This is a genomic window from Janthinobacterium sp. SUN211, assembly GCF_030587315.1.
In the GTDB taxonomy this organism is placed as follows: Bacteria; Pseudomonadota; Gammaproteobacteria; order Burkholderiales; family Burkholderiaceae_D; genus Janthinobacterium; species Janthinobacterium kumbetense.
Map to the genome: position 1 here is coordinate 1,226,384 of NZ_JAPWIC010000001.1, position 18,210 is coordinate 1,244,593.

General features: G+C 62.8%; 18 protein-coding genes. 8 read left to right on the top strand and 10 right to left on the bottom strand.

The annotated features are described in order from the left end of the window. Window positions 1-7 precede the first annotated feature (7 nt). A complete protein-coding gene (locus O3301_RS05325; RefSeq protein WP_305055775.1) occupies window positions 8-1,897 on the bottom strand; it encodes a serine hydrolase in 1,890 nt (629 codons plus the stop codon). An 86-nt stretch (window positions 1,898-1,983) separates the two neighbouring features. On the opposite strand from O3301_RS05325, the gene O3301_RS05330 reads away from it, so the two are divergent. Then, a complete protein-coding gene (locus O3301_RS05330) occupies window positions 1,984-2,346 on the top strand; it encodes a hypothetical protein (RefSeq protein WP_289897546.1) in 363 nt (120 codons plus the stop codon). Window positions 2,347-2,385: 39 nt separating this feature from the next. Here O3301_RS05330 and O3301_RS05335 read toward each other — a convergent pair whose 3' ends face one another. The 4 genes from O3301_RS05335 to phaC all read right to left on the bottom strand — a co-directional run bounded on the left by O3301_RS05335 (window position 2,386) and on the right by phaC (window position 7,846). After that, window positions 2,386-3,552: a cystathionine beta-lyase gene (locus O3301_RS05335; RefSeq protein WP_305055776.1), complete on the bottom strand. Its 1,167-nt coding sequence runs from the start codon at window positions 3,550-3,552 to the stop codon at window positions 2,386-2,388. Window positions 3,553-3,761: 209 nt separating this feature from the next. Next, window positions 3,762-5,117, bottom strand: a complete 1,356-nt coding sequence (rimO, locus tag O3301_RS05340; protein WP_176389289.1) for a 30S ribosomal protein S12 methylthiotransferase RimO — start codon at window positions 5,115-5,117, stop codon at window positions 3,762-3,764. A 194-nt stretch (window positions 5,118-5,311) separates the two neighbouring features. Then, window positions 5,312-5,875 (bottom strand): polyhydroxyalkanoate synthesis repressor PhaR, encoded by a 564-nt coding sequence (gene phaR, locus O3301_RS05345; protein ID WP_010399000.1) that lies wholly within the window; start codon window positions 5,873-5,875, stop codon window positions 5,312-5,314. A gap of 225 nt (window positions 5,876-6,100) precedes the next feature. Then, the gene (phaC, locus tag O3301_RS05350; protein WP_305055777.1) at window positions 6,101-7,846 is read right to left on the bottom strand and encodes a class I poly(R)-hydroxyalkanoic acid synthase; all 1,746 of its coding nucleotides are present in this window, start codon (window positions 7,844-7,846) and stop codon (window positions 6,101-6,103) included. A 91-nt stretch (window positions 7,847-7,937) separates the two neighbouring features. On the opposite strand from phaC, the gene O3301_RS05355 reads away from it, so the two are divergent. Then, window positions 7,938-8,162 carry a hypothetical protein gene (locus O3301_RS05355; RefSeq protein WP_306508607.1) on the top strand — a complete coding sequence of 75 codons (225 nt, stop codon included), beginning with the start codon at window positions 7,938-7,940 and terminating at the stop codon, window positions 8,160-8,162. Window positions 8,163-8,178: 16 nt separating this feature from the next. On the opposite strand, the gene pgeF is transcribed toward O3301_RS05355, so the two are convergent. Both pgeF and O3301_RS05365 read right to left on the bottom strand, forming a co-directional pair. Further along, window positions 8,179-8,964 (bottom strand): peptidoglycan editing factor PgeF, encoded by a 786-nt coding sequence (pgeF, locus tag O3301_RS05360; protein ID WP_305055778.1) that lies wholly within the window; start codon window positions 8,962-8,964, stop codon window positions 8,179-8,181. Continuing rightward, a complete protein-coding gene (locus O3301_RS05365) occupies window positions 8,964-9,989 on the bottom strand; it encodes an RluA family pseudouridine synthase (RefSeq protein ID WP_099667537.1) in 1,026 nt (341 codons plus the stop codon). Before O3301_RS05365 ends, pgeF begins: the two co-directional genes overlap by 1 nt. An 89-nt stretch (window positions 9,990-10,078) precedes the next feature. Between O3301_RS05365 and O3301_RS05370 the strand changes: the two genes are divergently transcribed. Continuing rightward, entirely contained in the window at window positions 10,079-10,882 is an 804-nt protein-coding gene (locus tag O3301_RS05370; RefSeq protein ID WP_219116005.1) for an outer membrane protein assembly factor BamD, read from the top strand. 35 nt (window positions 10,883-10,917) lie between these two features. Here O3301_RS05370 and yaaA read toward each other — a convergent pair whose 3' ends face one another. Then, a complete protein-coding gene (yaaA, locus tag O3301_RS05375; protein ID WP_305055779.1) occupies window positions 10,918-11,688 on the bottom strand; it encodes a peroxide stress protein YaaA in 771 nt (256 codons plus the stop codon). Between the two features lie 30 nt (window positions 11,689-11,718). On the opposite strand from yaaA, the gene O3301_RS05380 reads away from it, so the two are divergent. The 3 genes from O3301_RS05380 to O3301_RS05390 all read left to right on the top strand — a co-directional run bounded on the left by O3301_RS05380 (window position 11,719) and on the right by O3301_RS05390 (window position 14,565). Continuing rightward, a complete protein-coding gene (locus O3301_RS05380) occupies window positions 11,719-12,153 on the top strand; it encodes a putative toxin-antitoxin system toxin component, PIN family (protein WP_034781135.1) in 435 nt (144 codons plus the stop codon). Window positions 12,154-12,236: 83 nt separating this feature from the next. Continuing rightward, complete coding sequence (locus O3301_RS05385) at window positions 12,237-13,415, top strand: pyridoxal phosphate-dependent aminotransferase (RefSeq protein ID WP_305055780.1); 1,179 nt, start codon at window positions 12,237-12,239, stop codon at window positions 13,413-13,415. 46 nt (window positions 13,416-13,461) lie between these two features. After that, entirely contained in the window at window positions 13,462-14,565 is a 1,104-nt protein-coding gene (locus tag O3301_RS05390) for an HD-GYP domain-containing protein (RefSeq protein WP_099667534.1), read from the top strand. Between the two features lie 38 nt (window positions 14,566-14,603). Here the strand turns inward: O3301_RS05390 and O3301_RS05395 are convergent, their stop codons facing one another. Both O3301_RS05395 and O3301_RS05400 read right to left on the bottom strand, forming a co-directional pair. After that, entirely contained in the window at window positions 14,604-15,062 is a 459-nt protein-coding gene (locus O3301_RS05395; protein ID WP_289904694.1) for a nuclear transport factor 2 family protein, read from the bottom strand. A 229-nt stretch (window positions 15,063-15,291) separates the two neighbouring features. Further along, on the bottom strand, window positions 15,292-15,972 hold the full coding sequence (locus O3301_RS05400) for a DUF2625 family protein (RefSeq protein WP_305055781.1): 681 nt from the start codon (window positions 15,970-15,972) through the stop codon (window positions 15,292-15,294). Between the two features lie 320 nt (window positions 15,973-16,292). Between O3301_RS05400 and O3301_RS05405 the strand changes: the two genes are divergently transcribed. Both O3301_RS05405 and O3301_RS05410 read left to right on the top strand, forming a co-directional pair. Further along, window positions 16,293-17,144, top strand: coding sequence for a helix-turn-helix transcriptional regulator (locus O3301_RS05405; RefSeq protein WP_099667531.1), 852 nt, complete (start codon window positions 16,293-16,295; stop codon window positions 17,142-17,144). 29 nt (window positions 17,145-17,173) lie between these two features. Further along, window positions 17,174-18,208 carry a serine hydrolase gene (locus O3301_RS05410; protein ID WP_305055782.1) on the top strand — a complete coding sequence of 345 codons (1,035 nt, stop codon included), beginning with the start codon at window positions 17,174-17,176 and terminating at the stop codon, window positions 18,206-18,208. Window positions 18,209-18,210 lie beyond the last annotated feature (2 nt).

Consider the following 18,210-nt stretch of genomic DNA (forward strand, 5'->3'; position numbering starts at 1 on the left):
GCGCCGGCTACAGGTGCCACAGGCGCAGCGGCAGCAATCCCCACCAGGCCAGCACCAGCAGCAGTTGCAAGGCCGCCAGCAAGGCCACCCAATCCCATTTGGCCCACGAACCCGCCTCGGCCGCCGTGCCGCGGCTGCGCCAGCAGCGCGCCAGACCGAACGCCGTCGCCAGCGGCAGCGCGCCCGTCGTCAGCGCCAGCAGCACGCTGGCGATGGTGACGTCGCCCAGGCGCAGGTAGGACTGGAAATAGAAAAACGGCAGCGGCAAGAGCAGCGCCAGCAGCGACAGCAAGGGCGCGAACAGGTGGTCGCCCCGCCCCAGGCTGCGCAGCGCGGCGCGCCAGACGCCCACCACCAGCACGTACAACAAGCCAGCCGCGCCCAGGGCCAGGCTGCCCCACAGCACCAGCATGCGCAGCATCGACGCGCGCTCATAGCTGCGCAAGCCGTCGCTGAGCACATGCTTGCCATCCTCCTGCATCAGCACGTGCGATGGCGTGCTGCGGTCGCTGGCGCGGAACAGCAAGCCGCCCACCGGTTCCAGCTCCTTCGGCTCGCCCTGGAACGGGATCAGAAACAGCGATTCGCCATCCCATTTCAGGCGCGTAAAGCCGAAGACGGCATCGACCCAGGCCATGCTGGCCATGGGGCTGGGCGACGGCAGGTAGACGCCCTGCCAGTTTTCCACCGTGGGCGCGGGCGTGCCGCGCGGGGCCGGCGCGCGCAGCGGCAGTTCCAGGTCGCGCAGCAGCAGGCGGTTGAAGCGTTCATAGTCGGCTGCTTCCGCATCCGTATTGAAGGCAACAAAAAAGGCGCTGTCCTGCTCCGGGTACAGGCACAGCATGGCGCGGAAACCCACGGCCGTGCCCGGATGGCAAGCGCCCACCACATTGTGGCGGTCGCGCACGGCCAGCGCCAGGCCGTGGCCCGTGGCCAGGCCCGCCTGCGCCGCATCCGTGCCGGACGGCTCGGACAAGGCGCCCATCAGCGCCAGGTCGATGAAGCGCTTGCCCTGCAGCTTGCCGTCGCCCATCAGGAATTGCGCCAGCTTGCCCATGTCGGCCGCCGTGGTGGTAAATTGCGCGGCCGGACGCAAATACTGGGGCACGGCCGGCTGCGCCACGCCATGCTCGAAGTAGCCCATGGCCAGGCGCGGATCAGCCTGCGCACCCGCCTGCGTACTCATTTGCGTGCTCACTTGCGTAACGAAGGCGAACGTGCTGTCCGCCATGCCCAGCGGCTGCAGCAGCTGCGCATCGAGATAGCGCTCGTACGGCTGGCCCGTGATTTTCTCGATCACCATGCCCAGCAAGCCATAGCCCATGTTCGAATATGCATAGCGGCTGCCGGGCCGGGCGCGCACGCGCAGCAGGTTGCGGTCGCCGTCAAAAGCGTCGACCAGCGGCGTCTGCGGCGCCGGGTTCAGGCTGAACGCCTGCCAGAAGCGCACATTGTCGAGGCCGGACGTATGCGCCAGCAGGTGGCGGATGCGCACGGGGTCGCTGGCTTGCCACGGGTTTTTCAGCGCCAGTTCCGGCAGCACCTGCTGCAGGGGCGTGTCGAGCGTGAGCCGGTCTTCGCTGACCAGGCGCAAGACGCCCAGCGCCAGCGCCACCTTGCCCACGGAACCCACCTGCATGCGCGTGTCCGCCTGCATGGGCATGCGCCTGGCGGCATCGCGCAGGCCGGACGCGCCGACTTTGACTGTTCCGTCAGGCAAGACTTCACTCCAGACGGCGCCCGCCAGGCCCTCTTCCTTCAAGCCGGCGGCAAACTCCGTCTCCAGCGGGGCGCCGGCGGCATAGGCCGCCGAGGCGCACAGCAGCAAGGCCGGCAAAGCCTGGCGCAGCCATGACCTGGCGCGCGCGGCCAGGGTGGGATAGCGATTTCGTTTCAACAATGTATTCTGCCTTTTTCCATGGACTGCGCTCCTGCTCCGCTTTGCTTGTTACAATTAAAAATTGAGCAACGACAGGAGCCTTCATGTCACAAGATATTATTTTGGATACCCAACTCCAGCAGACCAAGAACCTGGCCTGGTGGTTGTACCTGATACATGGCGCCAGCTTCGTGTTTTCGCTGGGCGCGTTTTCCTTCATTCCGCTCATCATCAATTATGTGAAGCGGGACGAGGCGGCCGGGACCTTCGTGTACAGCCATCACAGCTGGATGATCCGTTCCTTCTGGTGGTACGTGGCCTGGATCGTCGTCGGCGCCATCCTGTGGATCACGCTGATCGGCATCCCGCTGGCCTTCCTCGTGTGGGGCGTGGCCTGGCTGTGGAAAGCCTACCGCCTGCTGCGCGGCTTCCTCGACTTAAACAACAACAAGCCCGTGCCCCTGTAAATTGCTTGTGGGCAAGCTATCGTGCTTGCCCGCTTACCTCTACATCGCCGCGAACGCCCGTTCGATATCGGCGATCAGATCCTGCGGATCTTCCAGTCCCACGTTCAGGCGCACCAGCTGGCCCGGCAATTGCCAACCCTTGCGCATGGCGGCGATGCGGTACGGCATCACCAGGCTGTTCGCGCCGCCCCAGCTGTAGCCAATCTTGAACAACTGCAAGGCATCGACGAAGCGGTCCGTCTGCGCCTCCGTGTAGCGGGCATCGAACAGCACGGAAAACAGGCCGCCCGCGCCCGTGAAATCGCGCTGCCAGATGGCGTGGCCCGGGCAATCTTCGTATGCCGGATGCAGCACCGTGGCAATCTCGCTGCGCCCCTTGAGCCAGGCGGCCACCGTGCGCGCGCCCTGGTCGTGGGCGTCGAAGCGCAGCTTCATGGTGGGCAAGCCGCGCAGCACCAGGTAGGCGTCGTCCGCCCCCACGCCCATGCCCAGACGCATGTGCGCCTGCGCCAGCCGGTCGTGCAGCGCCCGCTCGCGCGTGATCAGGGCGCCCATCAGCACGTCCGAGCCGCCCGACTGGTATTTCGTCAGCGCCTGCATGATGATGTCCACGCCCAGGTCAAAGCCGCGCAAGGCCAGGCCCGCCGACCAGGTATTGTCCAGGGCGACGAGCACGCCGCGCGCATGGGCGGCCGCGCAAATGGCGGGCAAGTCCGGCACTTCCATCGTCACGGAGCCAGGCGCTTCCGTCCAGATCAGCTTGGTATTGTGCTGGATCAAGCCCGCGATGCCGGCGCCGATGAGCGGATCGTAATAGCGGGCCGTGATGCCGAAATCCTGCGCCAGCCAGCGTCCCAGTTCGCGGTTCGGGTTGTAGATGTTTTCCGGCAATAAAACGTCATCGCCCGTTTTCAGCAGGGCAAAGTCCGCCATGGCGATGGCCGCCAGGCCCGACGGCGCCAACAGGCAGTGCGTGCCCCCTTCGATCTCGGCCAGCCGCGCTTCCAGGGTGAAGGTGGTGGGCGTGCCGTGCAAGCCGTAGGTGTAGGCGTTCTTCTCTTTCCAGTCGCCCGAGCGCATGGCCGCCACGTCCTTGAACAGCACGGTCGAAGCATGATGGATGGCGTTGGGAAACGCCGCAAAGCCTTGCGGCGCCTGGTAATCGCTGTGGATCAGCGCCGTCTGGGGGGATTTGGGTGTGGTCATGGCGTCGTCGGCAAATAAAAAGGCGGGCCAGCAATTGCTGGTCCGCCTTGATTGTAAGGGCTTTACGCCCTGTACGCCGTACGTATGACAGAGTGTTACACCTTGTCAAATATCATCTTCACCGCGTAAAAACGTTCAGGCCAAGGCGCGCTGCCGCAGGCAGTACCTTACTGTACGGCAAGGCAGCGCAACGCCGGCATGGACGTTTTTTACTCGGCAGCGCCCCACAGGTCGTGCGCGTCGGCCGAGGTGATGGTCACGTCGACGAACTGGCCGACAGCCAGCTTGCGGTGCGGCTCGAATGGCGGCTTCACATACACGACGCCGTCGATTTCCGGCGCGTCGGCGGACGAGCGGCCCACACCGCCGGAGCGGGTGACTTCATCGATCAGCACGCGCACGGTCTTGCCGACCTTGGCTTGCAGGCGTTTCTTGGAAATTTCTTCCTGCAGCAGCATGACGCGGCCGCGGCGCTCTTCGCGCAGCTCTTCCGGCACGGGATTGGCGATTTCGTTGGCGGTCGCGCCTTCGACAGGCGAATACGCGAAGCAGCCGAGGCGGTCGATCTGCGCTTCCTTGAGGAAGTCCAGCAAGTACTCGAATTCCGCTTCCGTTTCGCCAGGGAAACCGGCGATAAAGGTCGAGCGGATGGTCAGGTCCGGGTTGATGGCGCGCCAGGCCTGGATGCGGTCCAGGTTTTTCTCGCCGCTGGCCGGACGCTTCATGCGTTTGAGCACGTCAGGGTGCGCATGCTGCATCGGAATGTCCAGATATGGCAGGATGTGGCCGCCGCTCATCATCGGGATGATCTGGTCCACGTGCGGGTATGGATACACGTAATGCAAGCGCACCCAGGCGCCGTAGGACTTGGCCAGTTCGCCCAGCGCTTCCGTCAGCTGCGTCATGTGGGTCTTCACGGGACGGCCATTCCAGAAGCCGGAACGGAATTTCACGTCCACGCCATACGCCGAGGTATCTTGCGAAATGACCAGCAATTCCTTGACGCCGGCCTTGAACAGGTTTTCCGCTTCGATCATCAATTCGCCGATCGGACGCGAAACGAGGTCGCCGCGCATGGACGGGATGATGCAGAAGCTGCAGCGGTGGTTGCAGCCTTCGGAAATTTTCAGGTAGGCGTAATGCTTGGGTGTCAGCTTGACGCCTTGCGGCGGCACCAGGTCGAGGAAAGGCGCGTGTGGTTTCGGCAGGTGGAAGTGGACGGAGTCCATCACTTCGGCCAGCGCGTGCGGGCCCGTGACGGACAGCACTTTCGGGTGCACCTTCATGATGATGTCGTCGCCGGCAGCATCTTTCTTGGCGCCCAGGCAGCCGGTCACGATCACTTTGCCGTTTTCAGCCAGCGCTTCGCCGATGGCGTCGAGCGACTCTTGCACGGCAGCATCGATAAAACCGCAGGTATTGACGATCACCAGATCGGCGCCAGCGTAGGATTTCGCCGTTTCGTAGCCTTCGGCGCGCAGTTGGGTCAGGATTTGTTCGGAGTCGACCAGCGCTTTCGGGCAGCCGAGCGAGACAAAGCCCACTTTCGGCGCCGCACCTGGCATGGCCAGCATGGCCTCGGGCTGGGCGGAAGGAACGGGAATACGGTGAATTTCAGACATAGTTGGCAGCTAGTAAAATGGTGAGGCGAATCGGCTATTGTACCCCGAGCCGCCCCTTGCTGGCAGAACTATGCTGTTTTGATGACGCCAATACAACTCCCGGGCAAGCGAATCGCCCGGTGAGTGTGTCGGATCGATTACTTTTTGTCGGTTGGAGGTACCGGCGGCACAAACGGGAAGGTGCCGAACAGATTCTTGCTCTGGCTCTGCATCTGTTCCTGCATCTGCACGAACAGGCTCTTGCTCTGGTCGATGTAGTTGTTCATCATGCCTTGCATCATCGGACCCTGGACATTCATGAACTGGGTCCACATTTCAGGGCTGAAGGGCTTGCCTTCGAAACTGCCGGCCGACGTGCCCGTGAATTTGTGCTGGATATCGGTGAACGCTTGCACGTTCTTTTCCAGGTAGGATCCCATCATGCCCTGCATGGCGTGGCCATAGTAGCGGATGATCTGCGACAACACGCTGCTCGAGAACATGGGCGCGCCATTCGCTTCCTCTTCCAAAATGATTTGCAGCAAGATGCTGCGCGTCAAATCTTCATTGGATTTGGCATCGACGACGGTAAACACCTCATTGTCCAACACCAGCTGCTTGACGTCCGTCAAGGTGATGTAGGAACTGGTTTGCGTGTCATACAGACGGCGGTTGGGATATTTTTTAATCAGGCGGTCTATACTTTTTTTTGCACTACTCATCACAAGTTCCACTTATTGCGCCGCAGCGCATACTGAGTTAATCCGAAAAAAAAGCGAACGTGGGTCCGCTTTCGCACCTGCCTACGTTTTCCATTATAGAGTGGAAAACGGCTCCATTGCACATCAGGGTAGTAGATTCCCGCATTTATTGCAACGCAACTAAAAGTAGATTCCTGACAAGACCGGAGATTACGCCGGTCTTGCCGGGCCAGAAGCTTTTGTAAACTAGTCCGCCCTGACTTTAACATACCGCCCCGGCGCCGGCTCGATTGCCGCGTGGCGTTTGTTGCCCGGCTTGCCCGGCGCCTTCACCTGCGCGCCGCCGTGTTCAGCCAGGAAAGCCGCCCATTCGGGCCACCAGCTGCCCACGTGCTCGGTCGCGCCTTCCATCCACTGTTCGGCAGTCAAGGGCTTGGCTTTCGCCGTGCGTGCGCCTTTGCCCGCGTCATTGCTCCAGTAGCTGCGCTTTTTCTTCGAGGCAGGATTGATCACGCCGGCGATATGGCCCGAGGCGCCAAGGATGAAGCGGTTGGCTTTCGGCTTTTTCGGGTTCAGCACGGCCGTGCTGGCGTACGCCGCGCCCCAGGGCACGATATGGTCTTCGCGCGAACCGTAGATGAATGCGGGCGCGTCGATGCTGCTCAAGTCGACCTTTTCGCCGGCCACCGTCAGCTTGCCCGGCACTTTCAGGCTGTTTTCCAGGTAGGTGTTGCGCAGATACCAGCAGAACATGGGGCCCGGCAAGCCCGTGCCGTCGCCATTCCAGTACAGCAAGTCGAACGCGGGCGGTTCCTTGCCCTTCAGGTAATTCGACTGCACGTAGTTCCACACGAGGTCGTTCGGCCGCAGGCTCGAAAAAGTGCTGCCCAGGTCGCGGCCCGACATCAGACCGCCCTTGGCCAGCGTCTGCTCGCGCAGCGCCACTTGCGGCTCGTCGATAAAGACGTCGAGCGCGCCCGTGTCGCAGAAATCGAGGAAAGTGGTCAGCAAGGTCAGGCTGGCGGCCGGATTCTCGCCCCGCGCCTTGAGCACGGCCAGCGCCGTCGAGACGATGGTACCGCCCACGCAAAAGCCGAACATATTGAGCTTGTCCTGGCCGGAAATGTCCTGCGTGACCCGAATCGCTTCGATCACGCCTTGCTCGACGTAATCGTCCCACGTCAGGTGCTGCATGCTCAGGTCCGGATTGCGCCAGGACATCAGAAACACGGTATTGCCCTGCTCCACCGCATAGCGCACGAGCGAGTTTTCCGGCTGCAAGTCAAGGATATAGAATTTATTGATGCACGGCGGCACCATCAGCAGCGGCCGCTGGTGTACCGTGGCCGTCGTCGGCGTGTACTGGATCAGCTGGAACAGCGCGTTTTCGAACACCACCGTGCCCGGCGTGGTGGCCACGTTGCGGCCCACTTCGAAGGCCGATTCGTCGGACTGCGAAATGCGGCCCTTGCCCATGTCGGCCAGCATGTTGCTCAAGCCCTTGGCCAGGCTTTCACCCTTGGTCTCGATCAGGGTTTGCTGCGCGTCGGGATTGGTGGCAAGAAAATTGGCGGGCGACATGGCGTCGACGATTTGCTGCACGGCAAACGCAATCTTTTGCTTCTGGTGCGGCGTCGCTTCCACGGCGTCGGCCATGGCGCTGAGAAATTCCGCGTTCAGCAGGTAGGCGGCCGCATTGAAGGCCGACAGGGGGCTGGCGTGCCAGGCGGGCGCGGAGAAACGGCGGTCTTTCAATTCCGGCGCCTTGCCGGCCATAAAGTCTGCCCACAAGCCCGTCAGCTTGGCCACGTAGGCATTTTTCAGCTGCTCGATCGCTTCCGGCTTGATGCTGGCACCCGCATCCTGCAAAATGCCGGCAATCGGATTGCCGGCCGGCTGCGGTACCATGTTGAACCACGTCTTCCACTGTTCAGGATTGCTGATCTGCGCCATCCATTCCTTGGTCATCATTTGAGGATCGGGCATGTTCATAGCTATATAAATCCATTCAAGAATTGATAAATAATTACTTCCGGGCCACCTGCATGCAAACTCTTACTGACTGCCAATACCAATGATGCTCATGACCGCTGTTGCCTGGATCTATGTCGTCGGCCTCATGGCGCTGACGGAACCGTCCATCGTCGCCGGGGTGATGACCTTCGTGCTGTACTGCGTCATCCCGCTGTCCATCCTATTCTATCTGACGGGCTCAAGGAGACGCAAACGCAAGGCGGCGCGCATCGCGGAACTGCAAGCCCGCGCGCTGGCCTCAGCAGACGATAAAACAAAAACGGCAGACACATAAGTGTCTGCCGTGCAGATTATTTGCGCCAGATCAAGCTGGCCTGTCTTCCCGTGACGCCATCGCGCCGGTACGAGTAAAACTGCGCCGCATCGCTGACGGTGCAATATTCCCCGCCTGCCACTTGCGCCACGCCATCGCGCAGCAGCATGGTGCGCGCCAGCGCATAGATGTCGGCCAGGTACTTGCCCGGCTTGCCAGCGATGGCGACGAAGGAAGCGCTCAACACTTGCCGCTCGGCATCATCGCGCGCGCCGTCGCGGAACGCTTGCAACACATCGTGCCCCACTTCGAATTGCTGTGGACCAATGGCCGGCCCCAGCCAGGCGAGGATATCCGTCGCGCCCTGCGCACGCATGCTGTCCACCGTGCGCTGCAAGACGCCGTTGGCCAGGCCGCGCCAGCCCGCGTGGGCCGCGCCGACGACGAGGCCATCCGTCGAACAAAACAATACCGGCAGGCAATCGGCCGTCATCACGACGCACACGGCGCCAGGCTGCGTTGCCACGCTGGCGTCGGCATCGGGCACGCAACCGTCCAGCTTCCCGGCATCGGCGACGGCCACGCCGTGCACCTGCGACAGCCAAGCGGGCTCGGATGGCAAGGCGCCCGCCAGCCGCGCGCGGTTGGCTGCCACGTGCGCGGGTTCGTCGCCCACGTGCGTGCCCAGGTTCAAGCCACCGCAGCCCTGCCCGTCACCATACGGGCCCTGGCTGACGCCGCCCGCGCGCACGGTCGCCAGCGCGCCCACGTTCGCGGGCAGGCCGGGCCAATGGGGAGTGATATAAGGCAAGGCAGCCGTCATCAGACCTGTTCCGGCTCGGGAATGCCGGCCGTGGCGATCAGTTGCGCGAAATCGTCGGCCAGCGGCACGATCCACTCGCACGCTTCCAGGGTGCCCGGATGCACGAGGCCCAGGCGGCGCGCCTGCAGCGCCTGGCGCGAGAAGACGGACACCAGGTGCTGCTTGCCGTACACATAATCACCGACCAGCGCAAAGCCCAGATGCTGCATGTGCACGCGGATCTGGTGCGTGCGGCCTGTTTCCAGGCGGCATTGCATCAGGCTCACGGGACGGCGGTCGAGTTCGCCGCTGCCGATCAATTCATAGTGCGTGATGGCGGGCTTGGCCGTGAAGTTTTCCGAGACGGCCATCTTGACGCGGTCGCGCGGGTGGCGCGCGATGGACGCATCGATGGTGCCCGCCGCCTTCGGCGTGCCCCACACGAGCGCGAAATATTCGCGCTTGACGGTGCGCGCCTGCAACTGGCGCACCAGGTCCGTTTGCGAAGCGAGGGTCTTGCCGACCACCATCAAACCGCTCGTATCCTTGTCCAGGCGGTGCACGATGCCGGCGCGCGGCACGCCCGCCAGTTGCGGGCAGTGGTGCAGCAGGCCGTTGAGCAGGGTGCCCGACCAGTTGCCGGGGCCCGGATGCACGACCAGTCCGGCCGGTTTGTTGATGACGATGATATGCTCATCTTCGTGCACGATGTTCAATTCCATCGCTTCCGGCTTAAAAGCCTCGTCTTCCGGCGCGCTTTGCGGCAGAATGACGATCTTCTCGTCGCCGTAGGCGGTCATGTTGCGTTTGGCAACTTTTCCATCGACGGTCACGAAACCGGCTTCCAGCCACAATTGCAAGCGGCTGCGCGAGTATTGCGGCACCAGCTGGGCGATGACTTTATCGAGGCGGTGGCCGCAGGCGTCCGGCGTCAGTTCCAATGTAATCGGGGCCATTTCCTCGAAGACGTCGTCGGCGGCAAAATCGCCGTCAAACGCCTCTTCGGCAACATGGTCAGAAAGGGAGTCAAACGCGGGGTCAGCCAAATTAGGCTTCGGAGTTAATATCACAGCATTCCCATCGGCTATAATCAGCCTATTGTAAAATCTTGGTTAAAACCTTCTTGCAAAACGTCATGCAAAAAAAATTATCGTTGGTAGTCGCTTCAGTCGTTCTGCTCGGCATGTCCGCTTGCAGCTTGTTGCCTGAAAAAGTGGATGAGACCAAAAACTGGTCCGTTACGAAATTATACTCGGAGGCGCGTGAAGAAATGGCCGGGCAGCACTATGAAGCTGCAATCGGCCTGTTCCAGAAGCTGGAGGCTAACTATCCTTTCGGCAACTATGCTCTGCAAGCGCAGATGGAGATCGCTTACGCGTATTATAAGTCGGGAGACCAGGCTCAGGCACTGGCTGCCGTCGAACGCTTCATCAAGTTGCATCCGAACCACGCCAATGTGGACTATATGTACTACTTGCGGGGTCTGATCAGCTTTAACGACCAGATCAGCTTCCTGAACTTCCTGTACGAGCAAGATCCGACCGAGCGCGATCCGAAGGCCACGCGCGAAGCGTTTGCCGCCTTCAAGCAACTGGTCGACAAGTTTCCAAATAGCAAATACGCGCCCGATTCGCTGGCCCGCATGAACTATTTGATCGATGCCATGGCGAAATACGAAGTGCACGTGGCGCGCTATTACTACCGCCGCGGCGCCTATCTGGCCGCCGCCAACCGCGCGCAAACGACGGTCAGCGACTTTGCCGCTTCGCCGGCCATCGAAGAAGCGCTGTTCATCATGTACCGCTCGTATGACAAGCTGGGCTTGACCGACTTGCGCGACGATGCCTTGCGCGTGCTGACCAAGAACTACCCGAACACGGCATTCCTCAGCCCGGAAGGGGTGAACAAGGAACGCAAGTGGTGGAAATTCTGGCAGTAAGATAAGAAAAAACCGGGCTAGCCCGGTTTTTTTACTTATACACCCACTTTGCGCCGGAACACCCAGTTCTTGTCGTTCGAGGCTTCCGGCACGAAACCGTAGCCGTCGACGTCGAACTCCTTCAGCTGCTGCGGGTCGCGGATGGCGTTGACGGCCGCATAGCGGGCCAGCATGCCGCGCGCGCGCTTGGCGTAGAACGAGATGATTTTATATTTGCCGTTCTTCCAGTCCTCGAACACGGGCGCGATGACGGGCACGTCCAGCTGGCGCGGCTTGACGGATTTGAAATATTCCTCGGAAGCAAGATTGACCAGCACCTTGGCGCCCTGCTCTTTTGCCGTGCGGTTCAAGCCGTTGGTAATGGTGTCGCCCCAGAATGCGTACAGATCCTTGCCGCGCGTGGTCGACAGCCGCGTGCCCATTTCCAGGCGGTGCGGGTGGATCAAGTCCAGCGGGCGCAGCAAGCCGTACAGGCCCGACAGGATGCGCACGCGCGACTGGGCATAGTCGAGCTGGGCCGGCAGCAGGCTGCGCGCCTCGAAACCGGCATACACGTCGCCATTGAAGGCCATGATGGCTTGGCGCGCTTCCGCCAGCTTGGGCGTCCAGGAAGCGTAGCGGGCCACGTTGAGGGCCGACAAGGCATCGGAAATGCCCATCAGGCTGCCCACTTCGGCGGGCGAAAACTGGCGCATGCGCTCGATCAGCTGGGCGGAATGGTCGAGAAAATCGGGGGTGCTGTGCAACGAGGTTGTTGGCGGCGTCTCCAGGTCGAGACTCTTGGCGGGCGAAAGCACGATCAACATAAATTATCACTACAGAATAGAATTGCCGACATGATACCTGCTCCACAAAAACTCGTCCTCGACACCAACGTTTGCCTCGACCTGTTCGTCTTCAACGACCCGCGCTGGGCGCCCCTGCTGGCGGCCATGGAAAGCGGCGCCGTGCATGCCATCACGCGCGAAGATTGCCGTGCGGAATATCTGGTCGTATTGCATTACAAACATTTGCCGCTCGATGAAGCCAGCCGCGCCGTCGCCGCCGCCCGCTTCGACGCGCATATCAGCGTGGTGGCGCCGCCCGTCTCCGGCGTGCGCCTGCCCGTCTGCACGGACAAGGATGACCAGAAATTCCTCGAACTGGCGCGCGACGCCAACGCCGACATCCTCATCACCAAGGACAAGGCCCTGCTGAAACTGGCCCGCAAGACGGCCAAGGCCGGCATGTTCAAGATCATGGTGCCGGAAGGCTGGGCCTTGCCAGGCTGAGGCGCCAAAGCCCCGCACGCAACGGGGCGCGCTGCGCTAGAATGAGACACGATTCCACTTTCCGCACCGCGCCCCTACCGCTCATGAACAGCCCGTCCCTGCCCTGCACGACTCCCACCCTGACCACCCGCTTGCCTCTCGTGGGCACCACCGTGTTTACCCGCATGTCCAGCCTGGCGGCCCAGCATGGCGCCGTCAACCTGGGCCAGGGTTTTCCCGACTTCGATTGCGACCCGGCCCTGGTCGACCTCGTCAGCGACGCCATGCGCGCCGGCCACAACCAGTATCCGATGATGACGGGCGCCGCGCCCCTGCGCGAGGCCATCGCCGCGAAAATCGCCAGCTTGTACGGCCACGGCTATGATGCCGGCACGGAAATCACCGTCACGGCCGGCGCCACGCAGGCGCTCACCACCGCCATCCTGTGCTGCGTGCACCCGGGCGACGAAGTCATCGTCATCGAACCGGCCTATGACAGCTATTTACCCGCCATCGCGCTGGCCGGCGGCGTGCCCGTGCTGGTGTCCATGCAAGTGGGCGAGTCCGGCTACAGCGTGCCGTGGGACCAGCTGGCCGCCGCCGTCAGCAGCAAGACGCGCTTGATCATCATCAACACGCCGCACAATCCGACGGGCACGATCTTGCGCCCGGCCGATGTTGCCGCGCTGGCCGACATCGTGCGCGGCACGCAAATATTGATATTGTCCGACGAAGTGTACGAGCACATGGTGTACGACGGCGTGCCGCACGCGTCGCTTTCGCGCAACGCGGAACTGGCGGCACGCAGCTTCATCGTTTCCAGCTTCGGCAAGACGTATCACGTGACGGGCTGGAAAGTCGGCTACGTGGCGGCACCAGCAGCCCTGACGGCGGAATTTCGCAAGGTGCACCAGTACAACGTGTTTACCGTCAACACGCCGATGCAGCACGGCATCGCCGGCTACATGGCGAATCCGCAGCCCTACCTGGACTTGCCCGCGTTTTACCAGCGCAAGCGCGACCTGTTCCGCGACGGCCTAGCGGGCAGCCGCTTTACCCTGCTGCCGGCCGACGGCACGTATTTCCAGTGCGTGCGCTACGATGCGATTTCGCAAGAAACCGAAGCGCAGTTCGCCGAATGGCTGACGACGGAAATCAAGGTGGCGGCCATTCCCGTTTCCGCGTTTTACGTGCAGGGCAAGGAGTCGGGCATCGTGCGCTTCTGCTTTGCCAAGAAAGACGAGACCTTGCGCCTGGCGCTGGAGCGCCTGCGTAGCATATAACCGAGCACTGAACATGGCTTCGCTGCGGCGGGGCAAAGGATGACAGATGGTACAGCGTCGCATCGGCCCGGCCGACCTGGTTCCCGGCGAACCCCTGCCCTGGGATCTGTTTTTGGCTGACCATAGTGCCGGCCCGCAACTGCGCAAGGGGCAGATCATCACGGATGGCACGCAGCTGGGCCGTTTGCTGCAGCTGGGCCTGTACGTGGGCGCGCCGGACCAGCCATCCGTCTTGCGCTTGCTCAATGAGGCAGCGCAACGCCTGGAACGGCTGCTGCTGGACTTGCGCAGCGAAAGCAATGCCGAGCGCGACGTGCGCGACATCGCCCGCGAACTGCTGCGCGCGCTCGAACACGATGCCGATATCGCCCTGGCCAGCATCCTGCTCAACCAGATCGCCGGCAGCTACGCCGTGCGCCACTGCATCGAAACGGCCTTGCTGGCCATGCTGGTGGGCCGCGGCATGCACAAGTCCCACGATGAACTGCTGCTGATCGGCGCGGCCGCGCTGACGATGAACGTGGGCATGCTGCGCCACCACGACAGTTTCCAGGACCGGCGCGGCCCCCTGAACGACGATGAAATGCGCATCGTGCGCCAGCATCCGCAGGAAAGCACGGAATTGCTGCGCTGCGCCGGCGTCGATGACGAGGAATGGCTGAGCTGTGTACTCTTGCACCATGAAAACGACGACGGCAGCGGCTACCCGCAGGGGCGCACGGCCGATGAAATCCTGCAAAACGCCAAGCTGATCGGCCTGGCCGACCGCTATTGCGCCCGCGTCTCGGCGCGCAACTACCGCCGCTCCATCGTCCCCGACCAGGCGCTGCAGCACATCTTCCTCGACCAGGGCGTGCCCATCGACCCGCTGCTGGGCGAGCAATTCGTCAATCTGCTGGGCAAGTATCCGCCCGGCACCCTGGTACGCCTGCGCAGCGGCGAACTGGGGGTGGTGACGCAACGGGGCGCCGGCCATGTGCATCCACTCAGCGACCCGCTGGGCGCGCCGCTGGCCGCCGCCGAGCTATCGCAGATGACGCCGCGCGACACGGGCGACAGCCAGTTCGCCATCGTTTCGTCGCTGCACGAAGACGATGCCGGCATGCATTTCAGCATGCGGCACGTGTGGGGCGACGAGGCGCGGCTGTAGGCTGGCCGGGCACCGCTAGGCGCCAGGCACGGCTCACTTCACGGTTTCGGCGGGCGGATGCCCGTGTACTGTGCGCTGACCAGCAGCCATTGCTTGTCGACAAGCCGAGCGACATAGCCGGCGCGCAGGGCGAAATTGCGGGCTACCCCATCCTGGTTGAGACGGTAGGACAGCCGCGCCGAGATGAGCGCCGTATCGCCAAACTGACGCACCACCGGTTCATCGACCTGCAGCTGGGGACTCGGCCGCTTCTGCTCCGGCGCATAGAAGGCGAGCATTTTTGCACGCCCGTCCACCTCACCGACCGGCGATATTTCCACATAATTCTCCGCCGTGATGGCGTTCAAGGCCACTTGATCAAAGTTGCTCTGCGCCTGCGCATGGCGCTGCACCAAGGCGACCAGTTCGGCATCGGCGGGAGCCGCGTGCGCGCTGCCGATCGCACCGAAGGCGCCCAGCAGACAAGTGGCAAGGACATGTGGAAGGGTCAATTTCATGCGTATTCATCCTGATCGAGGTCATTGAAAAGCATCCGTTGCCTGCCGCGGCAGTATCGGACACTCGCTGGCGGGCGGCGCATCGCGAGAAAGCCCACCGTATGCTATCCCCTTGCCCTTTTCTCGCGCATGCCATTGCGACAAAGCGCTTGAATCGGGGGTTGAAATGACATTTCGCCGGCCCGGGATGCGCAGGGCGATGCCGTCAAAGACGCCCGCAAGCCATGCCTCAGTTCGCGCCCGCAGGAGCGTCCAGCAACTTTTGTTGCAGATCAAGGTTGAGCGCCCACTGCTCTTCCACGGGAATGGCGCGCCGCGAGCTGGTCTTGAGGGAACCTTCTTGCGTCCACAGAAACGGATAAAAATTCAGGCAGAGGTCGCCGGGCAAAGGCAATTCGGGCAATTCGGGCAATTCGTCAAACTCCTGCCCATCGCCGGGCTGCCGGCCGTAAAACTGCCGCAACTGGCGAGTAAAAGCCCATTCGACGAACGCCGTGTAGCCGATCTCCAGCGCTTCCCACGCCAGCGTCTCGGGCGCCAGGTAATACATCTTGCCCTGGTCGGCCCCGAGTGCGCCGCCGTTGATGGCAAAAAAGCCGCCGAGCACGTCGTCGGCCACCAACAGAAAGCCTTCGGCCTTTCCTTCGTTCCACGTAGCAATGTTCCGCTCCAGCTTGCCATGTCCCGAGCCCAATATCCGCAGCCAGCCGTCATCCACCAGGATGCCGCCCGTTTCATAGGCGATGGCGCCGAGGGGGGAACGCGTGGTGACCTGCAGGCTCAGCAGCACATCTTCCCTGCCGGCCGAGGGCGGCAGCAATTCCACCGGGATGTCGGCCTCGCTGGCCCATTGCCGGATCAGCGGAAACGCCGGGTCTTCACTATCCAGTAATTCATTCAATGTACGCATTGCACCTGACCTTATCGATGACCGCTTCCGGCGGTCGGAGAGTTCATGACGACGCTGGCACTGCCTGGCCGGCGGCGCCCGGCATTCCAGCGGCTCGCCCCTGGCGCGATCCAGTATCGACGACGACATCTGGACGCTGCGCAAATTTTACACATAGCCGCCCCGGCACCCCTGCACGCCTGCCAGCGGCCACGCAACGCCGGCCGGATGCCGCCGTCCGGCACGCCGTGCATTCCCCCGAATCGACCGTTCATCCTGCGCCTGGCGCCATTCGTCGTCCCGCGCTCGCCCGTCAGGGCGGCCGCACATACCATGCCGATATGACCACTCCACTCCAGTTCAAGTCCGGCCAATTCTATGGCGACGTGCATCACGGCGCGCGCGGCAGCATTTTCGACATCCGCCGCCTGAAGGCCACGCGTGGCGAAGATGAAGTCGAAACGCACCGGCATGACGATGCCCACTTCGTCTTCGTTTTGTCCGGCACGTATATTTCCAGCGCCCTGCACGCCCCGCCGCGCGCGCCTTCGCCCACCCTCGTCTTCAACCCTGCCGGCACGACGCACCGCGACCGCTTCGTCGATGGCAAGGGCAGTTTCATGACGGTATCGCTCGACCCTGCCCTGCTGTCGGGCGCCGAGGAATTGCATGCGGCCCAGGAGTGCGCCACCGTGTTGCGCGATACGGCCAGCGCGGCGGCCGCGTTCCGGCTCGCGCGCGAAGTGGGCCGCGGCGGCGACGGCGCCCTGCTCGAAGCGGGCGCGTGGGAGATGCTGGCCAGCCTGCACAAGGCGCCCCGGCAGGCGCGCCCCGCCCTGCCCGGCTGGGCCCACCAGGCGTATGAAGCCGTGATGGACCTGGCCAATGACACGCATCTGCGCATCGCCGACGTGGCCGCCGCCCTGGATGTGCATCCCGTGCACCTGGCCCGCGTGTTCCGCCAGGCCTGGGGCTGTTCGCCGGGCGACCTGCTGCGCTGGCGCCGCGTCGACCAGGCCAGCGGCTTGCTGCGCCGCCCGGAACTGAGCATGGCCGACGTGGCGCTGAGCGTGGGCTTTGCCGACCAGAGCCATATGACGCGCGCCTTCCAGGCCCGTTACGGCATGACGCCCAGCAACTATCGCCGCCAAATGTTTCAAACGTCCAAGACAATGCCCAATTTGCAAGACTAGACTGCACTTTTCCAACTCAGGAGTACACCATGTTGCGATACCTCCCCCTTCTTCTCGCCTTCGGCAGCAACGTCCACGCAGGCGAACTGAACGGCGTCACCACCGCCATCGAAGCGGGCGACTTCAAGCAGGTCACCAGCGTCGTGGTGGCGCAGCATGGCAAGCTGCTCTACGAACACTACTTCGACAAGGATGGTGCCGAAAGCCTGCGCAACACGCGCTCCGTGGGCAAGACGGTGGCCGGCATGCTGGTCGGCCTGGCCATCGAGCGCAAGCTCTTGCGCACCGACACCCCCGTCCTGCCCTACTTTCCGGAACTGCGCCCGCTGGCCCATGCCGACCCGCGCAAGGACAAGATCACGGTCGAGGACTTCCTGACCATGAGCTCACTGCTCGAGTGCGACGACGACAATCAGCATTCGCGCGGCAACGAAGAGCGCATGTATCTGGTGGAAGACTGGAGCCGCTTCGTGGCGGACCTGCCGATCCGCGGCTTTCCCGAATGGCAGCCCCGCCCCGAGCAATCGCCGTACGGCCGCGCCTGGAGCTATTGCACGGCCGGCGTAACCCTGCTGGGACCGCTGCTTGAAAAGGTGAGTGGCCAGGGCGTGCCGGACTTCGCCGCCGCCAATCTGTTCAAGCCGCTTGGCATCGACAAGGTGAAATGGCAATTCCAGCCCAAGGGCAGCGCCATGACGGGCGGAGGCTTGCAGCTGCGCAGCGTGGATCTGATGAAGCTAGGCCAGCTCTACCTCGACGGCGGGCGCTGGCATGGCAAGCAGGTGATGCCGACCGAATGGGTCAAGCGCTCGATCGCGCCCCACGCCAACGCGCGCGAAGGCATGGACTACGGCTACCTGTGGTGGCTGCAACCGTTCACGGCCAATGGCCGCACGGTGCAAAGCTATGGCATGGCGGGTTCCGGCGGCAATAAAGTGCTCGTCCTGCCGGAACTCGATGCCGTGGTCGTCATCACCACGACCAACTTCCAGGTGCGCGACGCCCATGGCATCAGCGAAAAATTGCTGACCAAGCTGATCCTGCCGACATTGATGCGCCCGTAAGC

What these genes read in the sequence shown, in the direction of transcription:
- O3301_RS05330 (WP_289897546.1), top strand. Translation starts at nt 1,984, where the DNA reads ATGTCACAAGATATTATTTTGGATACCCAACTCCAGCAGACCAAGAAC.
- O3301_RS05335 (WP_305055776.1), bottom strand. Translation starts at nt 3,552, where the DNA reads ATGACCACACCCAAATCCCCCCAGACGGCGCTGATCCACAGCGATTAC.
- rimO (WP_176389289.1), bottom strand. Translation starts at nt 5,117, where the DNA reads ATGCCAGGTGCGGCGCCGAAAGTGGGCTTTGTCTCGCTCGGCTGCCCG.
- phaR (WP_010399000.1), bottom strand. Translation starts at nt 5,875, where the DNA reads ATGAGTAGTGCAAAAAAAAGTATAGACCGCCTGATTAAAAAATATCCC.
- phaC (WP_305055777.1), bottom strand. Translation starts at nt 7,846, where the DNA reads ATGAACATGCCCGATCCTCAAATGATGACCAAGGAATGGATGGCGCAG.
- O3301_RS05355 (WP_306508607.1), top strand. Translation starts at nt 7,938, where the DNA reads ATGACCGCTGTTGCCTGGATCTATGTCGTCGGCCTCATGGCGCTGACG.
- pgeF (WP_305055778.1), bottom strand. Translation starts at nt 8,964, where the DNA reads ATGACGGCTGCCTTGCCTTATATCACTCCCCATTGGCCCGGCCTGCCC.
- O3301_RS05370 (WP_219116005.1), top strand. Translation starts at nt 10,079, where the DNA reads ATGCAAAAAAAATTATCGTTGGTAGTCGCTTCAGTCGTTCTGCTCGGC.
- yaaA (WP_305055779.1), bottom strand. Translation starts at nt 11,688, where the DNA reads ATGTTGATCGTGCTTTCGCCCGCCAAGAGTCTCGACCTGGAGACGCCG.
- O3301_RS05380 (WP_034781135.1), top strand. Translation starts at nt 11,719, where the DNA reads ATGATACCTGCTCCACAAAAACTCGTCCTCGACACCAACGTTTGCCTC.
- O3301_RS05385 (WP_305055780.1), top strand. Translation starts at nt 12,237, where the DNA reads ATGAACAGCCCGTCCCTGCCCTGCACGACTCCCACCCTGACCACCCGC.
- O3301_RS05390 (WP_099667534.1), top strand. Translation starts at nt 13,462, where the DNA reads ATGGTACAGCGTCGCATCGGCCCGGCCGACCTGGTTCCCGGCGAACCC.
- O3301_RS05395 (WP_289904694.1), bottom strand. Translation starts at nt 15,062, where the DNA reads ATGAAATTGACCCTTCCACATGTCCTTGCCACTTGTCTGCTGGGCGCC.
- O3301_RS05400 (WP_305055781.1), bottom strand. Translation starts at nt 15,972, where the DNA reads ATGCGTACATTGAATGAATTACTGGATAGTGAAGACCCGGCGTTTCCG.
- O3301_RS05405 (WP_099667531.1), top strand. Translation starts at nt 16,293, where the DNA reads ATGACCACTCCACTCCAGTTCAAGTCCGGCCAATTCTATGGCGACGTG.
- O3301_RS05410 (WP_305055782.1), top strand. Translation starts at nt 17,174, where the DNA reads ATGTTGCGATACCTCCCCCTTCTTCTCGCCTTCGGCAGCAACGTCCAC.